We start from the raw sequence: 23,306 nt of genomic DNA on the forward strand, positions 1-23,306 counted from the left end.
GGAGTATAGAAGATGTATGCGGGGTGTTGATGAGGCAGGAAAAGGAATAAGCAGGAGAATTTCCCTCCCCATTCAGGGGAGGGAATCAGCCATTATTTCAGGTCATCGACCATCTGAATCGCGCGGCCAATATAGTTCGCCGGCGTCATCGCTTTCAGACGCACTTTTTCGTCTTCCGGCAGGGCCAGGCCGTCGATAAACTGTTTCATCCCTTCAGCATCAACGCGTTTGCCGCGCGTCAGCTCTTTCAGTTTTTCGTAAGGTTTTTCAATGCCATAACGACGCATTACCGTTTGAATCGGCTCTGCAAGCACTTCCCAGTTGTGATCCAGTTCGTCCAGCAGACGGTCGCGGTTCACTTCCAGTTTGCTCACACCTTTCAGGGTTGACTGGTAGGCAATCAGCGCATAGCCAATACCCACGCCCAGGTTACGCAGCACGGTGGAGTCCGTCAGGTCACGCTGCCAGCGGGACACCGGCAGTTTGCTCGCCAGATGCTGAAGCACGGCGTTCGACAGGCCCAGGTTGCCTTCGGAGTTTTCAAAGTCAATAGGGTTAACTTTGTGCGGCATGGTGGATGAACCAATTTCACCTGCGATGGTTTTCTGCTTGAAGTGGTTCAGGGCGATGTAGCCCCACACGTCACGGTCAAAGTCGATCAGGATCGTGTTGAAACGCGCCATGCAATCAAACAGTTCGGCGATGTAATCATGCGGTTCGATCTGGGTGGTGTACGGATTCCACTGAATACCCAGAGAAGTCACAAACTCTTCGCTGAACTGATGCCAGTCGACTTCCGGATACGCGACGATGTGGGCGTTATAGTTGCCGACCGCGCCGTTGATTTTACCCAGAATTTCAACCTGGTTAAGCTGGCGATACTGACGCTCCATGCGGTAAGCCACGTTGGCCATCTCTTTACCGATGGTGGACGGGGTCGCCGGCTGGCCGTGCGTACGCGACAGCAGCGGAATATCACGGTACTGCACCGCTAAATCTTTAATGCCGTCGATAAGCTTGCGCCAGTAAGGCAGGATCACTTCATCACGCGCGGTTTTCAGCATCAGCGCATGAGACAGGTTGTTAATATCTTCAGAAGTACAGGCGAAGTGAATGAACTCAGATACCGCATGCAGCTCCGGCACGTCCGCCACTTTTTCTTTCAGGAAATACTCAACCGCTTTCACATCATGGTTAGTGGTGCGCTCAATGGTTTTGATGCGCGCGGCATCTTCTTCATTGAAGTCGGCAACGATTTTATCGAGGAAACCGTTTGCGTCTGCGGCAAAAGCAGGAACTTCCTTGATCGCTGCCTGCGCAGCCAGCTTTTGCAGCCAGCGCACTTCAACTTGCACACGGAATTTCAGCAAACCGAATTCGCTGAAAATGCCGCGCAGCGCGCTGACTTTATCGCCGTAGCGGCCGTCGACAGGGGAAACGGCGGTCAGTGAGGATAATTCCATAGATCATAACTCCGGGGTTAAATGAGCAAGAATTTGTTTTGCCTGAGTGGTCAGGCGATTACGGGAAAACATGAGCTGCAGGCGTCCACCGCCAACCTGGTGCCAGAGCACGGCAGAGCGGATGCCCGCCAGCAATGAGGCGCGGACTTTTGCCTGCACCTGCGGGCTTTGCAGCACGGCAGGGGAGCCGGTAACCTGAATACGCGGACCAAGCGGGCTGATAACATCGACATAGATACCGGCCATCGCGCTCAGCAGGGTTTCAGACTGTAAATCGAAGTGGTCAAGCTGGCGCTGCAGACCAGCGATACGGTCGCCGAGCGTATCCATCGCGCCTTTCGCTGAGGCCAGTTTACGTTCGAGCACCATTAAACTCAGAGTATAGCGGGTGAGCTCGGCGTTGAGCCCCTGACGGCTGCTGGCATTCAGTACGCCTAACAGCGTTTCCAGGCCGAGACGAAGATTGGCTTCACTGCCACCGAACACGCCCAGCGTTGAATCCGGGTTCAGGTCGATAACGCTGTTCAGCGACACATGCAGCGCGTCGCTATCGCAGTGGCCCTGATGAGCCAGTTGTTGCACCAGGCTGGCGGACTGGCAGATACCCGCCAGCGCCAGGGTGATGTCGTAGTAGTTCTTCGCCACGCTAACTCCTTGTTGGTACCCCGCGCTTGAGCGCGGCCAGGGCGTCTGGTGCCCCGGCGTTGGGGAGACGACTGCTGTTTATTATGCCGGCAGCGGTATGCGCTGTTCGATCACGCCGCCGCCCAGGCAGACTTCACCGTTGTAGAACACGGCGGACTGGCCCGGCGTGACTGCGGCAACGGGCTCATCAAAACGCACTTCAATGCGTTCTTCATCCAGCGCGGTGACGGTGCAGGGAATATCCGTCTGGCGGTAACGTGTTTTGACCGTACAGCGGAACGTACCCTGAACAGGCTCGCGATCGACCCAATGCAGCTGCTGGGCAATTAAGCCAACGGACATCAGGCGCGGATGGTCATGGCCCTGCGCAACGACCAGAATATTGTTTTCGACATCTTTATCGACAACGTACCACGGATCTTCCGACCCTTCTTTGGTACCGCCAATGCCAAGACCTTTACGCTGACCCAGGGTGTGATACATCAGCCCCTGGTGTTCGCCAATCTCTTCACCATCAACGGTGACGATTTTGCCCGGCTGGGCAGGCAGGTAGCGGCCTAAAAATTCACGGAATTTACGCTCGCCGATGAAACAGATACCGGTGGAATCTTTTTTCTTCGCGGTGATGAGATCCAGCTCTTCGGCGATTTTACGCACCTGCGGTTTTTCCAGCTCGCCAACCGGGAAGAGGCTTTGGGCAATCTGTTCGTGACCGAGGGTGTAAAGGAAGTAGCTCTGATCTTTATTGCCATCCAGCCCGCGCAGCAGCTGGCTTTTGCCGTTGACATCTTTACGGCGCACATAGTGTCCGGTGGCGATGTAATCAGCACCTAAATCTTCTGCGGCGAATTCGAGGAAGGCTTTGAATTTGATCTCTTTGTTACACAGGATATCCGGGTTTGGCGTGCGGCCCGCTTTGTACTCTTCCAGGAAGAGTTCAAAAACGTTGTCCCAGTATTCAGCGGCAAAGTTAACGGTGTGCAGCTCAATGCCGAGCTTATCGCAGACCGCTTGCGCATCGGCAAGATCGGCGGCGGCAGTACAATATTCCTCGCCGTCGTCTTCCTCCCAGTTCTTCATGAACAGGCCCTCAACCTTATAACCTTGTTGTTGCAACAGGTAGGCTGAGACGGAGGAATCAACACCGCCGGACATGCCGACGATCACTTTTTTCTGGCTTTCTGACATTGGAATACTCACGACATTGAACTTCAAGGCGGCATATTCTAGCACGCAGCCCCTTACTTGACACCCTCTGTAAACGGCCAGTTAAATGCACCGATTAGCGAGAGAGGGTAACGCTCGCCGCTCTGGTAGCTATGAATGCTTTCCGCGACCAGCTTTGAACGCAGATTCGCGGCGTTAAGAATTTCCTCAGCGCTGACCCACAGACAGCGATCAATATCGCTGTCGTGCGGTTCGGTCGGGCAAATATCGTCCAGCTCTATCAAAAACAGAAAGCGCAAAAAGGGGGTTCTGTCGGGCGCTATCCACTGGTGCATACGGATAAAGTGCTGCGGCGTAGCGCGAATACCGGTTTCTTCCCACAATTCGCGCTCGGCAGCCTGCACTAATGTTTCGTCGGCTTCGAGGTGTCCGGCGGGTTGATTCCACAACGCTTTACCGTTGATGGTCTCTTCTACAACCAGAAATTTGTCTTTGGCATGCACAATGCAGGCAACGGTGACATGAGGTTTAAACACAATCTCTCCTGTTAATCGGCGTCGCGCCATTCACCATTCGCCAGCCCATCCAGACGGTAGTCGCCCATCGCGTAGCGAATCAGACGCAAAGTTGGGTGGCCAACGTGAGCCGTCATGCGGCGTACCTGACGGTTGCGGCCTTCGTATAGCGTGACTTTCAGCCAGGTGGTGGGAATCGACTTACGCTCACGTATCGGCGGATTTCGCGGCCACAGCCATTCGGGTTCATTCACCACTTCAATTCCCGCGGGCAACGTTGGGCCATCGTTGAGCGTCACGCCCGTGCGCAGAGCCGTCAGCGATTCCTCGCTCGGTTCGCCTTCAACCTGCACGTAGTAAATTTTTCCGGTGCGCTTGCCCGGTTGCGTCAACCGCGCCTGCAACACACCATCGTTGGTAAGCACTAAAAGGCCTTCGCTATCGCGATCGAGACGTCCGGCGGCGTATACGCCTTGCACCGGAATAAAATCTTTCAGCGTGCTGCGGCCCGCTTCGTCAGTAAATTGCGGCAAAACATCGTAGGGTTTATTGAACAAAACTACGCGTTTTGGCTGGTTATCTTTACGTTGTTTGGCAGCTTGTTTCGTGCTGAATCGCTTAACCGGGTGATTTCTAAAAGAAGTTTTCTGCATGGTATTTTCAGATGTTATGTATTCGCGCATTATAGCCTAATAACGAGTGTCTTTCATGGCGCCGAACAATAAGGTAGTATTGACACGATCATTACAAATCATTAACAAAAATGCTCTAACTCTTTGTGTTGCAGGAAGGCGGTAAGACAGTGCATTCCCGGGGTTTAACCGGCATGTAGTAAACAGCGAGAACCTGTGGCGTAAAGGATGACGAGCACACCAGAAGCGCTCGAAGGAGAGGTGAATGGAAAGCAAAGTAGTTGTTCCGGCAGAAGGTCAAAAAATCACCCTGAAAGACGGCAAGCTGAATGTGCCGCACAATCCGATTATCCCATTCATTGAAGGCGACGGCATCGGTGTTGATGTAACCCCACCGATGATCAAAGTTGTGAATGCCGCAGTTGAGAAAGCCTACAAAGGTGAGCGTAAAATTTCCTGGATGGAAATCTACACCGGCGAGAAATCCACTCAGGTTTATGGCCAGGATGTCTGGCTGCCAGCTGAAACGCTGGATCTGGTACGCGAATATCGCGTTGCCATCAAAGGCCCGTTGACCACGCCAGTTGGCGGCGGTATCCGTTCTCTGAACGTTGCCCTGCGTCAGGAACTGGACCTCTACGTTTGTCTGCGCCCGGTGCGTTACTACCAGGGCACCCCAAGCCCGGTTAAACATCCTGAACTGACCGATATGGTTATCTTCCGTGAAAACTCAGAAGATATCTATGCGGGTATCGAGTGGAAAGCGGACTCCGCTGACGCAGAGAAAGTGATTAAATTCCTGCGCGAAGAGATGGGCGTGAAGAAAATTCGCTTCCCGGAACATTGCGGTATCGGCATCAAGCCGTGCTCCGAAGAAGGCACTAAACGCCTGGTTCGCGCCGCTATTGAATACGCAATTGCTAACGACCGTGACTCTGTGACTCTGGTTCACAAAGGCAACATCATGAAGTTCACCGAAGGGGCGTTCAAAGACTGGGGCTACCAGCTGGCACGCGACGAATTCGGTGGCGAACTGATCGACGGCGGCCCGTGGCTGAAAATTAAGAACCCGAAAACCGGCAAAGAGATCGTTGTTAAAGACGTCATCGCTGACGCCTTCCTGCAGCAGATCCTGCTGCGTCCGGCTGAGTACGATGTGATTGCCTGTATGAACCTGAACGGTGACTACATCTCTGACGCCCTCGCAGCACAGGTTGGCGGTATCGGTATTGCTCCGGGCGCGAACATCGGCGACGAATGCGCCCTGTTCGAAGCGACCCACGGTACTGCACCGAAATACGCAGGCCAGGACAAAGTAAACCCGGGCTCCATCATTCTGTCCGCAGAAATGATGCTGCGTCATATGGAATGGTTCGAAGCGGCTGACCTGATTGTTAAAGGCATGGAAGGCGCTATCGCTAACAAGACCGTGACCTATGACTTCGAACGTCTGATGGAAGGCGCTAAACTGCTGAAATGTTCAGAGTTTGGTGACGCGATTATCGCGAATATGTAATTGAAATAGCGTTAAGCCCCGCTCTTTACTTAAAGGCGGGGCTTTTTTTCGCTCAGGCTTAGAGGGAGATTGCTGTAACCTTACCTTTATCGATGGGGGCGTAGTACCAGAATTGTTGGTTAATTTCTGCCTGTCTCATCTTTTCGGGCTGAATAATTTTCTTCGCACCATCGACAGTTACCGTTATCGGTGAAGCAAGCGGGGTCGCGCTAATAACGGCCAAATCACCTTCTGTATTACTGTAGGCCACGATATCGTTAGCGAGCGTATGCTGCTGCCCATCAGCAACGACTGAATAGTCAAACTTCACTTTCTTCTTGATAATTCTCTGAACGCCATAATAGTCGCCGTAGACCGCAGGATCGTGGAAGAAACCAAAGTGACCGCCACTGTTTTGCAATTTGACAAAATAGTAATCGGGGATGGTAAACGCCTGCTTTCCTGTCGCAAGCTGCTGGCTAATAACTTTTTGCCTGACGACTTCCTGGCGGGCAGTTTTTTCGTACGCGTTATACATCATGGGATAAGACCATAGGAAAGTTATCCCACATAGTGCGGTAACGGCTGCCGTACCGATGACTCCCGCTCTCACACCACTGGTTAATAAGCCATGAGCCAGGAAAGCAATGGCCAGCAGAAAGAACATGAAGGTCCCGTTCATTACCCGATCTGGATAGGAGGGAGAGGCAAACATGATTAATGATGTGCCCAGACCTATGCAAACCACCAGCGCTGCGGTAACAAGATGGCTCTTTTCAATTTTTGCGCGAATTTGCTTGTTGAAGACAACCAACAGCACCAGCAGAAACAATACGACATAACCAATCCAGATAAGTGCCAGATGATTATGCACACGTTCAGTCAGGTGAATGAAAATTCGTTCAAAAACGGATTTCCCATACCAAAAGTCTTTCCCGCTGGCGCGGATAAAGTTACCTGGAGAGAGAATTAAAACACATGATCCCAGGATTGCACTGATGCTGTAGATAATCTTATTGACTGAAACTGACTTTGTACGCCACAGCTCGTACGCGATGGTGAGCACAGAAAGCAAGGAGACAAAAGGCGAGACACTTTCATTAGAACAACCCGCCATAAAGCTCAGCAAGGCAATTAATGGGTTGATCGTTTTGATATTTTGGGTCGTGATACGGTAGATATAAAACAACCACGCCGCGACGAAAAGGTTAGTCCAAAGATAGTTTGCCGCACCCACAATCCAGAAGGTGGTTTGTCCTAAATTTGGGTTCGAAATCCAGTAGGTAAAAAAGATCAGCGGGAACAAAATATAATCAACTTTCGTCCAGCTCAGCGTGCCAGATGGCGTTTTAATAATGAAGTAGCAGAACGCAACCGTTGAGAAGCCTGCGGCAACGGAATAGATAATTTGTGATTGCGTGTAGAGAATCAGCGAACTGGCGTAATCGGCAATGATCCTGCCGCTCCAGGTCATATAATGATGTAAATGAGACTCAGGTGAGATCCCTAAAAGATAGTAGCGATAGTCATCTGAGTGAATCGGGGTAAACCACTCAATGAGAAATATGGCCAAAAAAGCCAGCAGCAATATCGCCGCTTTGGGTAGTAACTTTAGCATGGTCGTAATTATTCCATCGTCCTGTTTTTACTCTTCAAGATGTAACGAGGTCTCTGCTTAACCTCCGTGTAAACGCGGCCAATATACTCACCGAGAATGCCGATGCCAATAAGCTGAATGCCGCCGAGAAAGAGAATAGCGGTCATGAGTGAGGGATAGCCCGGAACAGGATTGCCCCACAGCAGCTTGTCCAGGATCATCCACGCGGCATAAATGAGAGAGAGGGCGGAAACGCTAACGCCAATATAGGTCCAGATCCGTAGAGGAAAAGTGGAAAAGCTGGTGATGCCTTCCAGCGCCAGGTTCCAGAGTTTCCAGCCGTTGAATTTTGAGTCGCCAGCGACGCGGTCCGCCCGCGCGTATTCAACAACATCGCAGCTGCCACCTACCCAGGAAAGTACGCCTTTCATAAAAAGATTTCGTTCAGGCAATAACTTAATATTTTCCACGACGTTGCGGGACATTAGCCTGAAATCACCCACATTTTCTTCAATCTTGGGCGTGCTGATTTTATTGTGTAATTTGTAAAACCATTCAGCGGTCTTGCGTTTCAGCCGGCCGTCAGTCGAACGATCGGTGCGCTTCGCCAGCACCATATCAGCGCCTGCTTGCCATTTTTTAATAAGGTGCGGAATCACCTCGATCGGGTCCTGCAAATCCACATCGATAGGGATTACCGCATCACCGGTGGCATGATCCAGACCTGCAAAGAGCGCTGGCTCTTTACCAAAATTACGCGTAAATGAGAGCGGCACTACCAACGGGTCGGCGACAGCCAGGGCGCTGATAATTGATTCGGTGGCATCACGACTACCATCATTGATAAAGACGATCTCGACATCGAACGGTTTTAATTCATCAAACTCTCTCACCGTCTTATAAAAGATAGGGATAGTGTCCTCTTCATTAAAGACGGGAACCACTAATGAAATTTTCATTTCGTATTCCTGAAAACAATGAACCGGGAATATAAGAATCCGCAAATCAGGCTGATCGCAGAGAAGACAATAAGTGTAATAATCGGCGCCATTGCGCACTCATCGGCTATCCAACCCACAATACCGCTCAGTGCACCCATAAAGCCGACATAGAGCAAATAGCGAGTGGTTGACGTGGTGGATTTGAAGGTAAATCGTGCGTTAGCAAAAAAACTAAAACTAACGGCCACAGCAAACCCGGCCACATTAGCCAGCGCCTGGCTTGTGTGGAAGGCGTAGACACATATGGAGAAAATAATCCAGTGCAAGGCAGTATTAAGTACGCCAATTGACGCATACTTTGTGAATAATTTTAACATTACCAAAATCAACAGGTTGAAATTCTGCGAAGTCTATCAGACTCGCGCCTGACGATCATTATTGCCCTGCGTAATTTGAGGGGCCAGCCAGACGAAATTATGACGTAGTCCTGTGCTCGCTACTGACTTGCCTGCGGGAAGAGGGCGTTATGACTAACATGACACACGACATTCCCGCAAACAGCAGCAGCGCAAATATCACACCATATTCCGCATAAATCTGCCCAAACAGTGCTGATCCAACCACCTGACCCGCTGCCAGCATAAAGAACGCGATGCTGACCCCAGTTGCCGGAGCCTGACGGAGGACATCGGCGGCATACACCAGCAACACGCCAGAAAGCGTGACATACCCGGCGCCGCACATCGCTACGGCGGGGATCAGCCACCCGGAGTAATTTTGCGAAAAAGCCATTAGCAGCAATGGCAGCGCCATGCTCAACTGAGATAAACGATAAATCTGCGCCCAGGCCAGGTAGCGAGCCAGTAACCCGGTGAATACCGCTAAAATGCCTGCCGCACCGCTTATCAGCCATAGCAGGCTGCGAAGCCGTGCATTTACACCAAGATGATGGCCGAGTATATCCGGGCCAAAACTCCACCAGGCCGCGCTGGCCGCGCCGCTTATCAGGGCGATAATGGCTAAGCGGATCATTGCTGGCGAAAACCATTCACGCAGGGCGAGAGGGCTTCGCTGCGGTTTTGCACCAGTTCCGGCGGGGATATGCCGATAAATCAGAAACAGGCACAGTGCTGCCAGCGCGGAAAAGGTCACACACGCCATTCGCCAGCCGCCGGGCAGGGCCAGCAATATCGGAACGCTGATAATAATTCCCGCGCCGGTACCCGCATTAATGACGGTATTCACCTGCGGCTGGTGGTGCGCGGAGATGCGCTGTGAAACGGCCTCTGCAAGCGCTGGAGAAGACAACCCGGCGCTGGTGCCCGCGATGAAAAGCCCGATGGCGAGCATAAGCGGGGAATGTGCCAGTGCCAGCAGAATAAGCCCGACTGCTGCTGCCAGTGCGGCAGTCATTGCCGGCATGCGTGGGCCAAAGCGGGAAACCAGCAGCGGAGTGAAGACGATCGCCAGACAGTAAGCCAGATAGCTGCAGGCCGCGATAATGCCGGCAATTTGTGGGCTAAACGACACCTCTTTCGCCACTTCCGGCATCATCAATCCCCAGGAAAATCTCGCCATCCCGTAGGTGACAGCGATAAGCGAAAAACCGGTGATGCCCAGTGCGATTGAATTTTTCATGGTTTCAAGCCTGGAATAATATCGCGGTAAGATCCAGTCTGCGCGGGGTTATTCAGTCTGAAAGCGGAAGGGGAAAAACGCAGAGGACAATCCTCTGCGTGTGTCGGTCAGAATGCCCAGGAGACGTTCACCGAATAGTTACGCGGTTCGCCATACACCACGTAATCACTGGCCCAGGAATAGTATTCCCGGTCGAAGAGGTTTTCGATATTCGCCTGCACCGCCAGCTGTTTCGTGACCTGGTAGCGAGCAAACAGATTCGCCAGTGGATAACTGCCCTGATGGACGCGGGTGGTTTCGCCATCCGGTCCACTGGCATCCTGATATGTTCGATTCTGCCAGGTGAGGCCGCCGCCCACGGTAAGGTCGCGCTGCATCGGTAACTGGTAACGGCTAAAGAGCTTAAACTGCGTCTGAGGCATGTTACTGTTGAAGCGCCCTGTGGAATCGCGTGCGACGTAGCGCGTGGCGCCAAAGGTCATTTGCAGGTTATCGGTCACCGCACCGTTCAGCTCAAACTCCGCGCCCTTGCTGACGGCGCCCTTTGCTGCGTAGTAGGCCTGCTCGCTGCTGCCGTTGACGTGATTATCGCCATCGGCCTGGCCTACGTTATCCTGCTCAATGCGGAACACGGCAACCGTCGCGGTTAACCGACCGTCCAGCCAGGCGGATTTCAGGCCCGTTTCGTAACTTTTTCCGGTGACAGGCGAGAGGTAACTGCCTTTCTGGTCGCGGTAGGTCTGCGGCTGGAAGATAGAGGTATAGCTGGCATACGCCGACCAGATGTCATTGATGTCATACACCAGCCCGGCATACGGCGTAATGTTGTTTTTACTCATATCCCCACTGGAACCGTGGGTGCTCCATTGGGTGTAGCGCGCGCCTACAATTAAAGAGAGCGGGTCAGCCAGCGAGAAACGCGCCGCCGTGTAAGCAGATTTTTGCCGCACGATGTCATCGGATGTTAGCGTCCAGTCGCTCCACGCTGGCTCTGCGAGGCTACCGTGCCAGTTGTTATCAAACACGCCAATATCTGCTGTATCAATATCCGCTCCGGCGCTGTAATAGCGGTTGGTCTGTCGGCTGTAGCTCATGCCCGCCACCAGCTCGTGCTGGCGCCCCAGCAGCGTGAAGGGCCCGGTGGTGTAGGTATCCACGGAATCGAGTTTCCGCTTGCCGCGATCGAGACTGCCATAACCCGACAGGCCTTCTCCGGTGGAGCGATCCGGGAAGCCGAAGGAGTAGAGCAGTTTCGAATCAAACGAGGCTTCCGCATGTGTGCCATTCATGCGCAGGCTCCAGCCATTATCAAACTCGTGGGTCAGGTCGGCGAAAACTTTGCGTGACTCAAGATAGTAGTGCGCCCAATCTGCTGAGGGGTTAGTGCTACGATCGTAATGGGTTTTTACGCCATTACTGTACCAGGTTGGCAGCCCGCCCCAGGTCGGATTACGGGTGGTGCTTTGCTGATAATCATAGCCCAGCGAAACGGTCGTGTTGTCGGTGATGTCAGCATCGACAACGCCGTAGAAGAATTTTTTGCGTTTATGATAACGATCCAGCCAGCTGTCCTGATCCTGATATCCGGCGATGATTCTGCCGCGCACGGAGCCTGTGTCGTTCAGCGGGGCAGAGAGATCGGCGACATAGCGCTGTTTGTTCCAGCTGCCGTAGGTAACGCCGACGTTGCCCGTGAATTCACGGCTGTCGGCGCGTTTGCGCACCATATTGACCGAGGCCGCCGGGTTGCCTGCGCCTGTCATTAACCCGGTCGCGCCGCGCACCACTTCAATACGATCATAAATGGCGGTATCGTCACCCGCATCGCCAAAGTTCCACTCATCGCTGACGGAGGTTGGAATATCATCAAAGGTATAGTTGTTGATGTAAAAACCACGAGAAAAATAGCTGGAGCGTTCGCTGTCAAAAATATTGGCGGAGATCCCCGTGGTATTCGCCAGCACATCGCCGACAGTTTCCAGGTTTTGATCCTGCATGCGTTGTTCGGTAATGACGCTTACCGACTGCGGCACATCGCGTGGTGTGAGCAGCATTTTGGTACCCGCACGCGTCGTTTTTACACTGTAGTCCTGGCGCGCCTGCGTATTATCAGGCGCGTCCGTCGCTGCGCCATCAACCACCATGACATCCTGCGTATCGGTATTATCCGCAGCGACTGCTGAGCCAGAGGCGAGGGCGAGATGAATCATCGCCGCCAGGCTTGAAAAAAGAAAGCGTGATGCCCTTGCTGAAGATCGCTGTGCGGAACGGGGAACCCTGTTAAAACAACCCATTGTACGTTCTCATATGTTGTGTTTGTTATAGAAAAATCTGCCACTGTGATCACCGCCCAAATGAGCGAATGGCAATGATAATCATTTGCCTTATCGAATTAAGAAATGATCTCATCTAAATTGTAAGTTAATGTAAATTCTTTAATTATCACAGTGTTGTAAGGGTTTTTCGCCAACATGCCTGGGGCGGGCGTTGTGTGAGGGGAAGCATGATTAACCGTCGCAAAGGGCGGGTGAGGCGATATGACAGCAGAGCAGAGACCGTTTGCCAAAATGGCGATAATAAGTATGATTCTCATTCTCTAATGGTTGCCGTCACGGGAACCTTTATCCATTGAATGGAGTACAGAATGAAATTAGTGCTTACGCGCCGTCACGTTACGGTAGCTTTTGCGATTGCTGCTGCGCTGGGACTTTCAGCATGCCAGTCTCCGGCGGCGAAGAATCCGCCGGTAGAATCAAAAACGCAACCGCCAGCCGCCAGCAGTGACGTTACGCAGCGCGTATTAGCGAATGGACTCTATGAGATGAATTACGCGCCGACGGAAAAGGCGCTCTATGTCGCCAGCGCACAGGGTTTTAAAGATATTAACGGTGGCGTGTTGTATCGTCTGGACCCGGCAACCCTTGCCACTACCGGTGAAACGCATACCGATTATAAAAACTTTGGCATGGCGAGCGAGCCGGACGGAAGCCTTTTCTACACCACCAACTCCCTTGATGGTGCCGTATCGAAAGTGGATGCCAAAACCGGCAAAATTCTGCAACGGGTGAAATTTAGCGAAAAAGGCCCGGACGGCGACCCGGTTGGCGCGCGTGAAATCCTGTGGCACGACGGACTGTTGTTTATCGGCGGGGTGGCAGATCCCGGCCTGATTTGGGTGGTGGATGCCAAAACCATGACCCTGAAGACCCGCATCAAAAATGCCGGGAAATGGGTGACCGGGATTATCTACTCGCCCACCACCGATCGTATTTACGCGGCCAATGGCGGCGGTGAAATTCTGGTGATTAACCCGAAAAACTACCGTATTGAAAAACGCCTGACCGCAGGGGATGGCAAAAGCTACCTGTTCCTGAACATGGCGACAGACCCACAAACGGGGCGTCTGTTCGTGACCGATGACTCGAAGGCGAAAACCACGCTGGTGTTTGACGAGCGCACTGGACGCGTGATTAAACGTCTGGAAGGCGATGCGCTGGGCATCAAGTTTGACGCGAAACGCAATGAGATCTTTATCAGCCAACGTGAATCGAAGAAAGTGTTGCAGCTGGATGCCACCACCTATGCGGTGAAGAAAAGCTGGTCATTTGACGCCCGCCCGAACAGCCTGTTACTGACGCCGGACGGTCAGACGCTGTACGTCACGCTGAAGCAAGACTTCAACGATGACAGCACCACCAAAGGCCCGGATAGCGTGGCACGGATTGCGCTGAAGTAATAAAAAACGGGAGCCTGCTGGCTCCCGTTTTCTCTCCCGCCGGATACGTTACCAGCCACACACTTCGTGTTCATTCTCGGTGTCGTACGCACGCACGGTATTGATCAGATCTTTCACCACATCGGCAGCAACATCAGGTATCAGCAATTCCATCGGTTTATCGGTTTCATAATCCACCGAAATGCCGTTGCTGTTGTTCGTGACGGTCACCGTATAGGTTGCTTTACCCATGATGTTTACTCCTTATGCGAATTGACCACTTTGCCCAGGCCTGCGCCTTCAAGTTTGACATCCGGGTCGGCAAAGAAGTCGATATTGAAATAGGTATCGTCAGTCAGAAGCTCAATTCGGTGCCATTTTTGCGGCGGCGAAATACCGAATGACCCGGCTTCGATAACAATGTCGACGTCAGGCTCAGTGGCCTCGGCGTCAGGAAAACCAAAGTAGCGCACCGCGCCCTGCATCACCGACAGGCGGCCATAAACATGTGCTTTGGTGTTGTGGTGAGTGAACAGCGCTTTTGGCGCGGTGTCTTTATTCCAGAACGGTGTTGAACGGGAATGAATAAAATTTTCAGGAATACGCAGCATAATTGGCTCCTTACTTAGTCGCCTTGTGAGCTTAAAGGGATCTCAAAACATCAGCTTCCACGAAAAAATCAATCTGAAAAACAGTATCTTCGGTCATCAGTTCTATCAGATGCCATTTCTCAGGTGGAAACACGCCAAAGTGACCCGCTTCGATCAGTAACTCGGCTTCAGGCTGTTCAATCGTCTCATCAGCATAGCCCAGGTATTTCACCGCCCCTTTATGCACCGACAGGCGAGGGTAGACCCCCTGGCGCGTACCTTTATCGAGATGACGCTGGAAAATACCGGCGGGTGCCGTCTCTTTGTTCCAGAACGGCGTGGAACGCGTATGAACACAACTTTGCGGAATCCGTAACATGTTTCCCCCTGTTTTGTTACGGGTTATTAGAGCACGAAGTGCCGGTCGAAATTTATCAAAAAGTGCATTTTAAATACCACTTTAAAAGGGGTAGATCACTATAGATTCACAAAAACATTCATTTATTGGCACATAAATGTTACAACTACAGCGTAATATATCGCCATGAAGGGGAGCGTTGAGTATGGTGCTGGAAAAATTGCGGACAAGGAACGGCAAAAAATTTCTGCTGTGTGCCTGCACAATATTTGTGATTGCGTTGTTTGTCGTGGGGCGGGCAACGTTTGGCGGCGTAGTACGTGAGTACAACCTGCCTTATTCGGAGTGGACAACGGGCATGTTCTTTTTGCAGGGCGCAATGGTCATGGTCTACAGCTGCATTTTCACCGTGCTGGGGTCGATTCCATTCGGTTTTATTTTCCTGGGTCCCAAAGAGAGCCACAGCTAATTTTATCAGGCGAGCACGGCTCGCCTGAATTTTCCCTCTGTCAACGATGATGCGAGTGGTGATGACCGCCACGGTGATGGCCATGATCGATGATGCATCCGCTGAGTGTGCTGCTCAATACAATTAATAAAGAGAGTGCGAGCAATTTTTTCATTATAAGTGTCTCCTGTAACACGCTGTCGCCGTAAATAGTCTATGCGATTCAGCTGAGACGATTGTTATAAAAGCCCATGCATTAGTAGATAAGATTACTCCGTATTCCTCATGGCTCCCTGCGTCTTTGCGCCTAATTCTCATGCACATAAATTAGTCAGTTGTACATTAATTTGTTAATAACCACACATTTAAAGCATGAATAGCCTATTTTTCTGATAGGTTCTTTCTGGACAAGCTAAAAACGCAAAGTGTGTTACGTTTAAAAGGATGACTTTTATGATGGTGCGCATGTGAGACGTGTTCAGGACAGCTTACGAAAGAAGCAGGCGTTGCTGGTGGCAGCAGGGATCACTGGCCTGTTAATTTTCCTGTATCTCTTTTTTATGTATCAACGTGCGATTACTCAGGTCAATGACGGCATTAATGCGCTGGAAAGCAATATGCTGGCCATCTTTAATGATAATGAATTAATTGCCGATGCCGCAGGCGTGCGTTATCAACAGCTAAAAAGTAATAACCTGTGCGGCAATTTGAGCGATTTTCGTCCACGTAATCGCGATGAATGGGGCATCAATGCTGACAGGTCGGTTCTTAACCCGGGCTACGGCACGCTGATATCCCGGACGCAGAGTGAAGAAGCGCGCTGTATGTTTGCCGCAGGCGAGTTCGTGCGTGCCAGAATGAACACGCTGAATCCTGGGCATTACGATACCCATCGTTATATTGTGGCGCATGACGCGCACTGGTTTTATTGGTTTACCAGTAAAGACTCCGTTCGCTTTTCCTTTGATTCATCACAAATGGCGCGTAATCCTGCCGCCTTTTTCCAGATTCCAGAATCGTTTTATGACCGCTTATTACTCAAAGATTCTCGTAAAAAAGCGCGGAGCTCGACCAATTTTTATACGGATAAAATAACCGGTGAAAAAGCCTACAGTCTGGTGAGTTATATCTACGATCTTTCTGCCGGACAGGTGAGTAATCATATTGTCGGTTATTTACTGTACGATTTTTCAAAGCCCGAGTTACAGCGCGCTTTACGCGAGTCGTTCAAAAATAACGTCCCTTCTGAGCTGATGCTGAAATTTGTTAACCGTCAGGATGGTAGCCATCTTTGTTTAACGGATAACTGTAACTGGCCGACGGTTTATCAGGTTTACGATCTTTCCGATCGCTACGAATTCCGCTATGCGCTGCCGCTTTATTTATACATCTTACATGATCCGATGGCCTCAACGGCCGTGCTGCTGGCACCGCTGCTCTTTTTATTACTGTTTTTTGTTATTCGCCGCAGGCTAAATAAAGGTGACAATCGCTTCTATTCTGATGCGCTCACCGGCAGTTACACGCGCAATATTCTGGAACTGATTCAGAAGCATGAACTACGTTACACCACCGTTCTCCTGTTTGACTGCAACAAGTTTAAAGCGATCAACGATGCCTGGGGGCATAGCGTGGGAGACCGCGCGCTGAAGATTATCGCGCAATGTATGCTGGATAACGTCCGTGCCGTACACGATCTGGTGATCCGAACTGGCGGTGATGAGTTTGTCATTTTACTGGCCAGCGCCAGCAAGGAAGATGCGCGCTATATTGCTGAACGGATTGCTACGCAGGTAACGCAGCATGCCTTTACGGTAGAGGGCGAAGTGGTGCCGTTATCCGTATCATGGGGAATGTCTTCAAGTGCGGATAATCTGGATAGCGCAATCCAGCAGGCGGATGCCGACATGTATCGGATGAAGAAGAACGAACAGCAGGAATCAGGCCGGTAAACCGGCCTTCGTGCAGGTTTACCACCAGCCTAATTGTGTCCCGGCGACGGCAACAACCGCCACAATCAACATAATGATGGTTGTTTTTCTCATTTTGCACCTTCTGGCAGCGCATAGCCGCCAATAAAGAACCAGCTCAGAAAAATGACCGCCACAATAAAGATGACGATGGGGAACGCGATACCTAGCCTCATTATTTTATCCTGAATGTTATTTATTCATGTTGTGTAGGGTGAACCTTAACCGATATGCCAGGGGGATTGTAGCTGGCGGCGCATTTGTTTATCCAAATACATGGCGCTGTCGGCGGCGCGCATGGCGCTTTCAATGTCTGTTGTGTTGGGATCAATATCAATCACGCCGATACTGGTACCCGGATAGTGAAGCGTGGTTTCTGCTAACGAATATTCACCACTGAGCAGCTCCCGTAACGCACTGACGAACTGTGTTTGTTCACTCTTTGAGGCACAGAGTACCGCAGCCAAAAATTCATCGCCACCCAAACGCCCGACCAGGCCATCTTCCGTGTTAAAGGCCAACAACCGTTGTCCAACCTGTTGCAAGAACCGATCGCCACAATGATGGCCGTAATGGTCATTGATGGCCTTAAATTTATCAAGGTCAATATAGGCCAGCGTAATATGGCAGCCCACTTTTTGGGCATGTGAGAACATCGTCTCCAGATTTTCAAATATCGCCCGGCGATTGGGCAATCCGGTTAATGCATCTGTGTAGGAGTGATATATCAGCGCCGCATTTGCCGCGCGCAGCTGATTCACCAGCGACTCCTTCTCAATGTAGCGCGCAATAATACTGGCGAACAGCTGGAGCACTTGCTCCCCGTTCAGGCTAAAAGGCATGGTTTGCTTACTGGAAGCGCACAGCGTTCCATACAGCGACCCGTCGGCCAGATGCACCGGCGTACTGAGAAACGTGGTGATGCCAAGCTCGCGCGCACGTTCGCAATCCGCCCAGTGGACGTCAACGTCGTTACAGAAGAAAAAGTTTTCATCCATTGCTCGTTTGCATAACGACTCTTCCCAGGGAACGGAGGCATTTTCCGGGATGGTCATATCACCGCTATTGCGCGCATAAACAATATGTTGCAGCTGGGCTTCCGTATCGATTTTGGTCAGATACGTAGACTCCATATTAGTGACCAGCTCAAGCATTTCGAGTAACTGGCGAACCAGACACTCCAAAGATTGTTCCGTGGCAAGGGTGTGCGATACCCGGGCAAGAATGTTGTCGGACATGAAAAAAGCTCCCGTACGGCAGGGAGTACGCCGTACGTTGGTAAGAATTTTCTGACTGCTCGATAAGAATACAGCCTGGATATATCAAATTTTATACATTCTGGCGCAGGAACATAAGGCTTTAAGGGCAAAAAAAAGCCCCATCGGGGGCGTTAACCCCCCCTTGATATAACCCGCATCCAACGGTGGAATGCGGGTTAGCGCTGCACTAAAGGCCATTAAAAGCCGCTATAAATCATCCGTCTGTGGACACTGTGTGGACGTTTTTGGCATCCACTCCGCCCCGTAACGGATTGAGTGAAACAGCATCCTGTAAATACTCTGGCGCGAAGTGAGCGTAAACCATCGTTTGCTCAATTCGCGCGTGTCCGAGTATTCGTTGTAGGGTGATGATACTCCCCCCGTTGATCATAAAATGCGTGGCGAAGCTGTGCCTTAGAGCATGGGTCGCCTGGCCTGTGGGTAAATCAGGTTTCACCTCCTTCAGTACCTGCCGAAATAACGTGTAGTCAGCATTGGGGAATAGAAACCCACGCTTCACACTGGTCAGCATTTCGCACACTTCACTCGATACCGGAACCGTGCGCGGTTTGTTTGTCTTGGTTTTAACAAACGTTACCCGGTTATGAATGATGTGTTCCGCTTTCAGCTTTGCCGCCTCTCCCCATCTGGCGCCAGTGCTTAGGCAGAGAATCGCAATCTTTTTGTTGTCGCCATCGAGACGGGAGAACAGGGCGGCGATTTCCTCGCTTGTTAAATACCCTGTTTCTGGCTTCTCTTCCTTGAGTCGTTTTCTCCCTCTTATTGGGTGCTCACCGTGGAACAATTCCGCTTCAATCAGTGCCGTAAACATCCCGCTGATGCAGGTCAGATCGCGATTTATCGTTGAAGGTTTGACGCCTTCGCCACGTCGGGCCGCTATGTACTGGCCTATAACCGCTTTCGTTATCTGAAACGCACAAGGATCACCGGTTATGGCTGTGAATTTATCTACCTTCCCGCGATTGTACTTACCCCATTCCTCATGCTTCGCTTTTAAATCCCACCAGATCTGTGTCAGCTCTGACAGGCGTCTTTTATCTGCCGGTTTCGAGAGCCACTCTTTATCGTGGTAGTTGTACTGAGTATGTTTTTCGAATGCGATTGCCTCGCTCTTCTTGTCAAACTTCCTGCGGATACGCTTTCCGTTGCGTCCCCTAGGTCTAATGTCCACTTCATAACGACCATCATCGAGTTTCTTAATGCTCATAAGACACTCCAATGCGTGGTGGTTACTTTACGATCAGTTATTTCTGAAACAATGTTGCTTGGTTTTACTTTTCGAATGACGTGTTTGTTGTATTTATTAACAAGTAAACACATTTTGTAATAAACAAAAGAATGGTGAATTGTTAACCAGTCTTTTGGCCTGAGTGCTGCGAGGTTGTTACGTCTTGCCCATAGTGTGCGAGGGCCGGTGCAATTTGCCCGGACTCAGGAGATATTTGGTCAGTCATGAACCACAGCGTGTATTTGGTGAATCGTGGGTGTTGGAGAATCTTCATTGTTACATCAGTTGGCGGGGTGGTTCTTCCACTCTCGTAATAGGTCAGTGAGCTATAAGGAACTCCTGTTATTTCAGCAAATTGCTTCCTGTTAAGCCTTTCTGACTCGCGAACTAGCGCGAGTTTTTCACTTATTGGCGTTGACATGTTATCAAGATCCTCTAATATTATCGAAACTCTCTAATGTGGATTTAGATGTTGTCAATGTTCATCAAAGCACATTAAAGAACTTTGAAGCCCATTGGTTAGATCTAGATAAAAGGTTATCAGATGAGCAAACAAGTTGTTAGTACCAGTGACGCAGTTCCTTATCAGGAGTTCGCAAAGCTAATCGGTAAGTCACCAGCGGCTGTAAGAGGGATGATCGAAAAAGGGAAGCTGCCAGTAGTTGAAATGACCGACCCACAATCGACTTCAGGCCGTGCAGGAGAATACTGGGTTTACCTGCCAGCCTGGAACAACGGCATGAAGCTGGCTTACGAGAGCCGCCCGAAAGAAATCAGGGAAGGGTGGTTAATGTGGTTAGGGTTGGGGCAGTAATTACACGAGGGCTTAATGTATGAGCAATAAACTTGAACATAAAGACAAAACAACAGGGTTTCGTCAGCGACGCAGCGGAGAAGGGAGTAGCGCGGGAGTGATTGTGACTAAGGGTGGTTCAGATCTGAATAACATTGAGGTGGTTGAAATCATAGCTGGGGGCGAATTTATTGGCCCTGGGGTGGGAGACTCATCGCCGAGAGTTTTTGCGGGTTTGCTTAGCGATGAAGAGTTAATCGCTTTTCTGGAAGATCTGATAGTGAAACTGATGTCCCGCAAGCATTTGACCGGGAAGCCAGAACACCTGCGGGTAGAAGCCTCCGCTATTGAAGAAAAGCTTAACGCAACAAATAGCTTTATTGATTCAGTCGTTGTTCGGCTAGGTCAAAACTCCATTCGGACTCTGTGAATTTACGCTTGTCGTTGCTAACAGATTTAAAACCATAGTGTGAGAAATTAAATTCGGTCTTCAAATAATTCAGAACCTCATCCGGAACGCTGTAAGAAATAAGTTCTTCGGCAAGAATGGTTAGCTTGTCATGAAGGCTAAGGTTTTTTGTTTCTGAATAGGGGACTCCCTTTTTAGTGAAAAGATAGTGATTCAGAGCATACTCACCAAAAAGGAACAACCGGTCGGGATCAACCTTGTTTTGGTGCTCGATAAGCAAGAGGTCGAGCTTGAAAAGCATCAATGCTCGATATGTAACATAACTTGCTTCATCGCTTCGACTGTCCGGATTGGGTGACACACCAAGTGATTTAGCAATGCATGAGTAATGACCTAAAAACACTCTATAGCAGGAGGATAAATTCAGTTCCATAACGGTTCCTATACGTTGATTAAGGCAAGCCCGCACGGTCTTGGCGGAGCGGCGGGAAAACCGAAAGTACCAAAAAACAACACAATAATCATGGGAATAATTCACCAGGGGTGCGGATGATGCTTATCCAGATCGACAGCAAAACAGCAATCTATCGCGGCTTCACCATTGTGAAGCTGCCACGCAAAAAACCGTATTCACGCCAGCGTTACCAAATCACTAAAGATGGTAATTATCTGGGGCTGGACTTCGGACTGTCTCAGGCTCGCCAAACAATCGATCAGCTTCACCGGGGGCAACAATGACTACTTCAATCGCAGCAATCCTGAACGCTCGCCAGAGTGTGAACGCTTCCCGCCAGGATGGAACCCGTACACCTTCACGCAGTGGGTATGGCCCCGGTCACCAGTACAGCAAATCGCGGAATGTTGTGCATGGCATGGCTCTTTCTGATATTGCCCGAAATGGTTTTGAGGTGCGTTGTAAGGAAACGGGTATTCAATTTTCTATTCTGCCAGATGGCTCTATATGTGATGCCTTCGTTTCAGAATTAGAAAAACACTGGAATAGCGGCGCGCGCTAATTAAATAACTGCAATATGAATCTATTTATTTACGGCATTTTTGCCGGGGCTTCGCTTTGTCTTTTTTCAGGGGGGTGATTATGACAATTCAAACAAATGAACGCGCGCACCTGCTTGGGTTGTTACGCATCAAATTAACCTTGCTGAAGAAAGAAAAACTATCAACCAATGAAATTTATCGCAGCCTGGAAAACTGGATCGACAACAGAGAGCAGGCCGCAGAAGTTAAGGAGCATAAAAATGGTTAACTCCCCTTTAATCTGGGCGGGCGGCAAGTCTCGCGCGATGTCTCACATACTGGAGGCTTTACCGAAGGGTGAATGCCTTGTTGAGCCTTTTGTGGGAAGCGGTAGTGTCTTCCTGAATACTGATTACAAGACCTATGTTCTGTGCGATAGCAATGCAGCGTTGATTAATTTCTTTTCGGTAGTTAAGCGCAACACTGAGTCGCTTTTATCTGCTGCCGCAAAGATTTTTGAAAATGGCAATGATGAAGACACGTATTATAAATATCGCGATGCATTTAATGTGATTAATCGTGAGTTTAAATATGACCGTAGAAAATATGATGATGAAGCATTGACTGAATATGCCGCGCTGTTTCTTTATTTAAATCGTCATTGCTATAACGGTGTTTATCGCGTCAATTTAAAAAATGAATTCAATGTACCGTTTGGCTTCCGTAAAAAACCAATTCTCCCTGTTGCTGAGATTCAGCATTTTGCTAAAAGAGCGTGGGAAAAGGGCGCGATGTTCCTGCATGGTGATTTCAGAGAAACAATCCCCCTGTCAGTCGGGCATTCAGGGTGTGTGATTTATTGTGATCCGCCATATCTGCCAGCCAGCGAAACGGCGAACTTTACCGCTTATGGCAAGCCGTTTACCGATGAAGACCATCGCGCGTTGGTTGCGGTGCTTTCACGCCTTTATAACCTGGCAAAAATCCCTTCTGTTATTTCCGGCAGTGACACCCCGGAAACGCGCCAGATTTACTACCCGTTCACACTTAAATCATTCGACGTCCGCCGGTCAGTGGGGGCTAAAACGCGCAACCTGGCTGGCGAGGTGATTGGCTCTCTATGTGTCTGCGATGAATGCGGTCAGGCGGGGCGCGGTTACTGCGCGACTTGTTGCCCTGCCGTTGCTGGTGATGGCTATGAATCTGGAAGCGATACCTTCTGCTGTCGCAACTGCGAGATCTGCGATTCATACACCATGCCGGAGGACTTCTGATGAATAAAGTCGATGCGGTAGTTACAAAGGTGCTGGACGTTCGCCCGTACCGCAATTTCTGGATTACCCGCGTTGAGGTTCTCAGCGAGGGCGGTTACAGCAACACTGAACTGATCAATTACTCAGAACGTGACGCGCGGGAAGTTAAGCCCGGCGATAGCGTCCAGGTATAG

The 23,306-nt window shown here is 50.5% G+C and carries 29 protein-coding genes; 11 read left to right on the top strand and 18 right to left on the bottom strand.

Features of this window, described 5'->3' with window-relative positions; all coding sequences use genetic code 11:
- Positions 1–92 precede the first annotated feature (92 nt).
- The 5 genes from purB to rluE form a co-directional block, all read right to left on the bottom strand.
- The gene (gene purB, locus AC1MKH_RS10020) at positions 93–1,463 is read right to left on the bottom strand and encodes an adenylosuccinate lyase (RefSeq protein ID WP_015964828.1); all 1,371 of its coding nucleotides are present in this window, start codon (positions 1,461–1,463) and stop codon (positions 93–95) included.
- A gap of 3 nt (positions 1,464–1,466) precedes the next feature.
- Positions 1,467–2,108, bottom strand: coding sequence for a high frequency lysogenization protein HflD (hflD, locus tag AC1MKH_RS10025; protein WP_015964827.1), 642 nt, complete (start codon positions 2,106–2,108; stop codon positions 1,467–1,469).
- Positions 2,109–2,189: 81 nt separating this feature from the next.
- Positions 2,190–3,296 carry a tRNA 2-thiouridine(34) synthase MnmA gene (gene mnmA, locus AC1MKH_RS10030; RefSeq protein WP_276220185.1) on the bottom strand — a complete coding sequence of 369 codons (1,107 nt, stop codon included), beginning with the start codon at positions 3,294–3,296 and terminating at the stop codon, positions 2,190–2,192.
- 53 nt (positions 3,297–3,349) lie between these two features.
- Positions 3,350–3,811, bottom strand: coding sequence for an NUDIX hydrolase (locus tag AC1MKH_RS10035; protein WP_327621852.1), 462 nt, complete (start codon positions 3,809–3,811; stop codon positions 3,350–3,352).
- Between the two features lie 11 nt (positions 3,812–3,822).
- Positions 3,823–4,473 (bottom strand): 23S rRNA pseudouridine(2457) synthase RluE, encoded by a 651-nt coding sequence (gene rluE / locus AC1MKH_RS10040; protein WP_276220183.1) that lies wholly within the window; start codon positions 4,471–4,473, stop codon positions 3,823–3,825.
- A 214-nt stretch (positions 4,474–4,687) separates the two neighbouring features.
- On the opposite strand from rluE, the gene icd reads away from it, so the two are divergent.
- Complete coding sequence (gene icd, locus AC1MKH_RS10045; RefSeq protein WP_276220182.1) at positions 4,688–5,938, top strand: NADP-dependent isocitrate dehydrogenase; 1,251 nt, start codon at positions 4,688–4,690, stop codon at positions 5,936–5,938.
- A gap of 58 nt (positions 5,939–5,996) precedes the next feature.
- On the opposite strand, the gene AC1MKH_RS10050 is transcribed toward icd, so the two are convergent.
- The 5 genes from AC1MKH_RS10050 to fhuE form a co-directional block, all read right to left on the bottom strand.
- Positions 5,997–7,544 (bottom strand): DUF6056 family protein, encoded by a 1,548-nt coding sequence (locus AC1MKH_RS10050; protein ID WP_276220351.1) that lies wholly within the window; start codon positions 7,542–7,544, stop codon positions 5,997–5,999.
- Positions 7,544–8,473 (bottom strand): glycosyltransferase family 2 protein, encoded by a 930-nt coding sequence (locus AC1MKH_RS10055; RefSeq protein WP_276220181.1) that lies wholly within the window; start codon positions 8,471–8,473, stop codon positions 7,544–7,546. Before AC1MKH_RS10055 ends, AC1MKH_RS10050 begins: the two co-directional genes overlap by 1 nt.
- Entirely contained in the window at positions 8,470–8,832 is a 363-nt protein-coding gene (locus tag AC1MKH_RS10060) for a GtrA family protein (RefSeq protein ID WP_276220180.1), read from the bottom strand. The genes AC1MKH_RS10055 and AC1MKH_RS10060 overlap by 4 nt, the downstream gene beginning before the upstream one ends.
- Before the next feature lie 97 nt (positions 8,833–8,929).
- Positions 8,930–10,093, bottom strand: coding sequence for an MFS transporter (locus tag AC1MKH_RS10065; RefSeq protein ID WP_276220179.1), 1,164 nt, complete (start codon positions 10,091–10,093; stop codon positions 8,930–8,932).
- 107 nt (positions 10,094–10,200) lie between these two features.
- Positions 10,201–12,303, bottom strand: coding sequence for a ferric-rhodotorulic acid/ferric-coprogen receptor FhuE (gene fhuE / locus AC1MKH_RS10070; protein ID WP_488452064.1), 2,103 nt, complete (start codon positions 12,301–12,303; stop codon positions 10,201–10,203).
- A 434-nt stretch (positions 12,304–12,737) separates the two neighbouring features.
- Here fhuE and AC1MKH_RS10075 point away from each other — a divergent pair, with 434 nt between their 5' ends.
- A complete protein-coding gene (locus AC1MKH_RS10075) occupies positions 12,738–13,829 on the top strand; it encodes a YncE family protein (protein WP_276220177.1) in 1,092 nt (363 codons plus the stop codon).
- Between the two features lie 48 nt (positions 13,830–13,877).
- On the opposite strand, the gene AC1MKH_RS10080 is transcribed toward AC1MKH_RS10075, so the two are convergent.
- From AC1MKH_RS10080 to AC1MKH_RS10090, 3 genes are read right to left on the bottom strand one after another with little or no spacing between them, the layout of a single operon-like run.
- Entirely contained in the window at positions 13,878–14,060 is a 183-nt protein-coding gene (locus AC1MKH_RS10080; protein ID WP_015964818.1) for a DUF1869 domain-containing protein, read from the bottom strand.
- A 5-nt stretch (positions 14,061–14,065) separates the two neighbouring features.
- Positions 14,066–14,419 (bottom strand): TehB family protein, encoded by a 354-nt coding sequence (locus AC1MKH_RS10085; protein ID WP_015964817.1) that lies wholly within the window; start codon positions 14,417–14,419, stop codon positions 14,066–14,068.
- A 31-nt stretch (positions 14,420–14,450) separates the two neighbouring features.
- The gene (locus AC1MKH_RS10090; RefSeq protein ID WP_015964816.1) at positions 14,451–14,777 is read right to left on the bottom strand and encodes a TehB family protein; all 327 of its coding nucleotides are present in this window, start codon (positions 14,775–14,777) and stop codon (positions 14,451–14,453) included.
- Between the two features lie 184 nt (positions 14,778–14,961).
- Here AC1MKH_RS10090 and AC1MKH_RS10095 point away from each other — a divergent pair, with 184 nt between their 5' ends.
- Positions 14,962–15,225 (top strand): DUF2534 family protein, encoded by a 264-nt coding sequence (locus AC1MKH_RS10095; protein ID WP_015964815.1) that lies wholly within the window; start codon positions 14,962–14,964, stop codon positions 15,223–15,225.
- 446 nt (positions 15,226–15,671) lie between these two features.
- The gene (locus tag AC1MKH_RS10100) at positions 15,672–17,156 is read left to right on the top strand and encodes a GGDEF domain-containing protein (protein WP_327621853.1); all 1,485 of its coding nucleotides are present in this window, start codon (positions 15,672–15,674) and stop codon (positions 17,154–17,156) included.
- 89 nt (positions 17,157–17,245) lie between these two features.
- On the opposite strand, the gene AC1MKH_RS10105 is transcribed toward AC1MKH_RS10100, so the two are convergent.
- The 4 genes from AC1MKH_RS10105 to AC1MKH_RS10120 all read right to left on the bottom strand — a co-directional run bounded on the left by AC1MKH_RS10105 (position 17,246) and on the right by AC1MKH_RS10120 (position 20,103).
- Positions 17,246–17,350: a YoaK family small membrane protein gene (locus AC1MKH_RS10105; protein ID WP_015964813.1), complete on the bottom strand. Its 105-nt coding sequence runs from the start codon at positions 17,348–17,350 to the stop codon at positions 17,246–17,248.
- Positions 17,351–17,395: 45 nt separating this feature from the next.
- Positions 17,396–18,412: a sensor domain-containing diguanylate cyclase gene (locus tag AC1MKH_RS10110; protein WP_276220174.1), complete on the bottom strand. Its 1,017-nt coding sequence runs from the start codon at positions 18,410–18,412 to the stop codon at positions 17,396–17,398.
- Between the two features lie 235 nt (positions 18,413–18,647).
- Positions 18,648–19,661, bottom strand: a complete 1,014-nt coding sequence (locus tag AC1MKH_RS10115) for a phage integrase (protein WP_276220173.1) — start codon at positions 19,659–19,661, stop codon at positions 18,648–18,650.
- Positions 19,662–19,803: 142 nt separating this feature from the next.
- On the bottom strand, positions 19,804–20,103 hold the full coding sequence (locus tag AC1MKH_RS10120; RefSeq protein WP_276220172.1) for a helix-turn-helix domain-containing protein: 300 nt from the start codon (positions 20,101–20,103) through the stop codon (positions 19,804–19,806).
- Positions 20,104–20,226: 123 nt separating this feature from the next.
- Between AC1MKH_RS10120 and AC1MKH_RS10125 the strand changes: the two genes are divergently transcribed.
- Positions 20,227–20,496: a regulatory phage cox family protein gene (locus AC1MKH_RS10125; protein ID WP_276220171.1), complete on the top strand. Its 270-nt coding sequence runs from the start codon at positions 20,227–20,229 to the stop codon at positions 20,494–20,496.
- A 19-nt stretch (positions 20,497–20,515) separates the two neighbouring features.
- Complete coding sequence (locus AC1MKH_RS10130) at positions 20,516–20,905, top strand: hypothetical protein (protein WP_276220170.1); 390 nt, start codon at positions 20,516–20,518, stop codon at positions 20,903–20,905.
- Here AC1MKH_RS10130 and AC1MKH_RS10135 read toward each other — a convergent pair.
- Positions 20,853–21,317 (bottom strand): ECs1072 family phage-associated protein, encoded by a 465-nt coding sequence (locus AC1MKH_RS10135; RefSeq protein ID WP_276220169.1) that lies wholly within the window; start codon positions 21,315–21,317, stop codon positions 20,853–20,855. The genes AC1MKH_RS10130 and AC1MKH_RS10135 overlap by 53 nt on opposite strands.
- Before the next feature lie 116 nt (positions 21,318–21,433).
- On the opposite strand from AC1MKH_RS10135, the gene AC1MKH_RS10140 reads away from it, so the two are divergent.
- The 5 genes from AC1MKH_RS10140 (at position 21,434) to AC1MKH_RS10160 (ending at position 23,306) form a co-directional block, all read left to right on the top strand.
- Positions 21,434–21,622, top strand: coding sequence for a DUF4761 domain-containing protein (locus tag AC1MKH_RS10140; RefSeq protein WP_276220168.1), 189 nt, complete (start codon positions 21,434–21,436; stop codon positions 21,620–21,622).
- The gene (locus AC1MKH_RS10145; protein ID WP_276220167.1) at positions 21,619–21,900 is read left to right on the top strand and encodes a hypothetical protein; all 282 of its coding nucleotides are present in this window, start codon (positions 21,619–21,621) and stop codon (positions 21,898–21,900) included. The genes AC1MKH_RS10140 and AC1MKH_RS10145 overlap by 4 nt, the downstream gene beginning before the upstream one ends.
- Before the next feature lie 80 nt (positions 21,901–21,980).
- Positions 21,981–22,148 (top strand): hypothetical protein, encoded by a 168-nt coding sequence (locus AC1MKH_RS10150; protein ID WP_276220166.1) that lies wholly within the window; start codon positions 21,981–21,983, stop codon positions 22,146–22,148.
- Positions 22,141–23,133 (top strand): DNA adenine methylase, encoded by a 993-nt coding sequence (locus AC1MKH_RS10155; protein ID WP_276220165.1) that lies wholly within the window; start codon positions 22,141–22,143, stop codon positions 23,131–23,133. Before AC1MKH_RS10150 ends, AC1MKH_RS10155 begins: the two co-directional genes overlap by 8 nt.
- A complete protein-coding gene (locus AC1MKH_RS10160) occupies positions 23,133–23,306 on the top strand; it encodes a hypothetical protein (RefSeq protein ID WP_276220164.1) in 174 nt (57 codons plus the stop codon). The genes AC1MKH_RS10155 and AC1MKH_RS10160 overlap by 1 nt, the downstream gene beginning before the upstream one ends.

This window comes from Pseudocitrobacter sp. CD920760 (assembly GCF_057782505.1).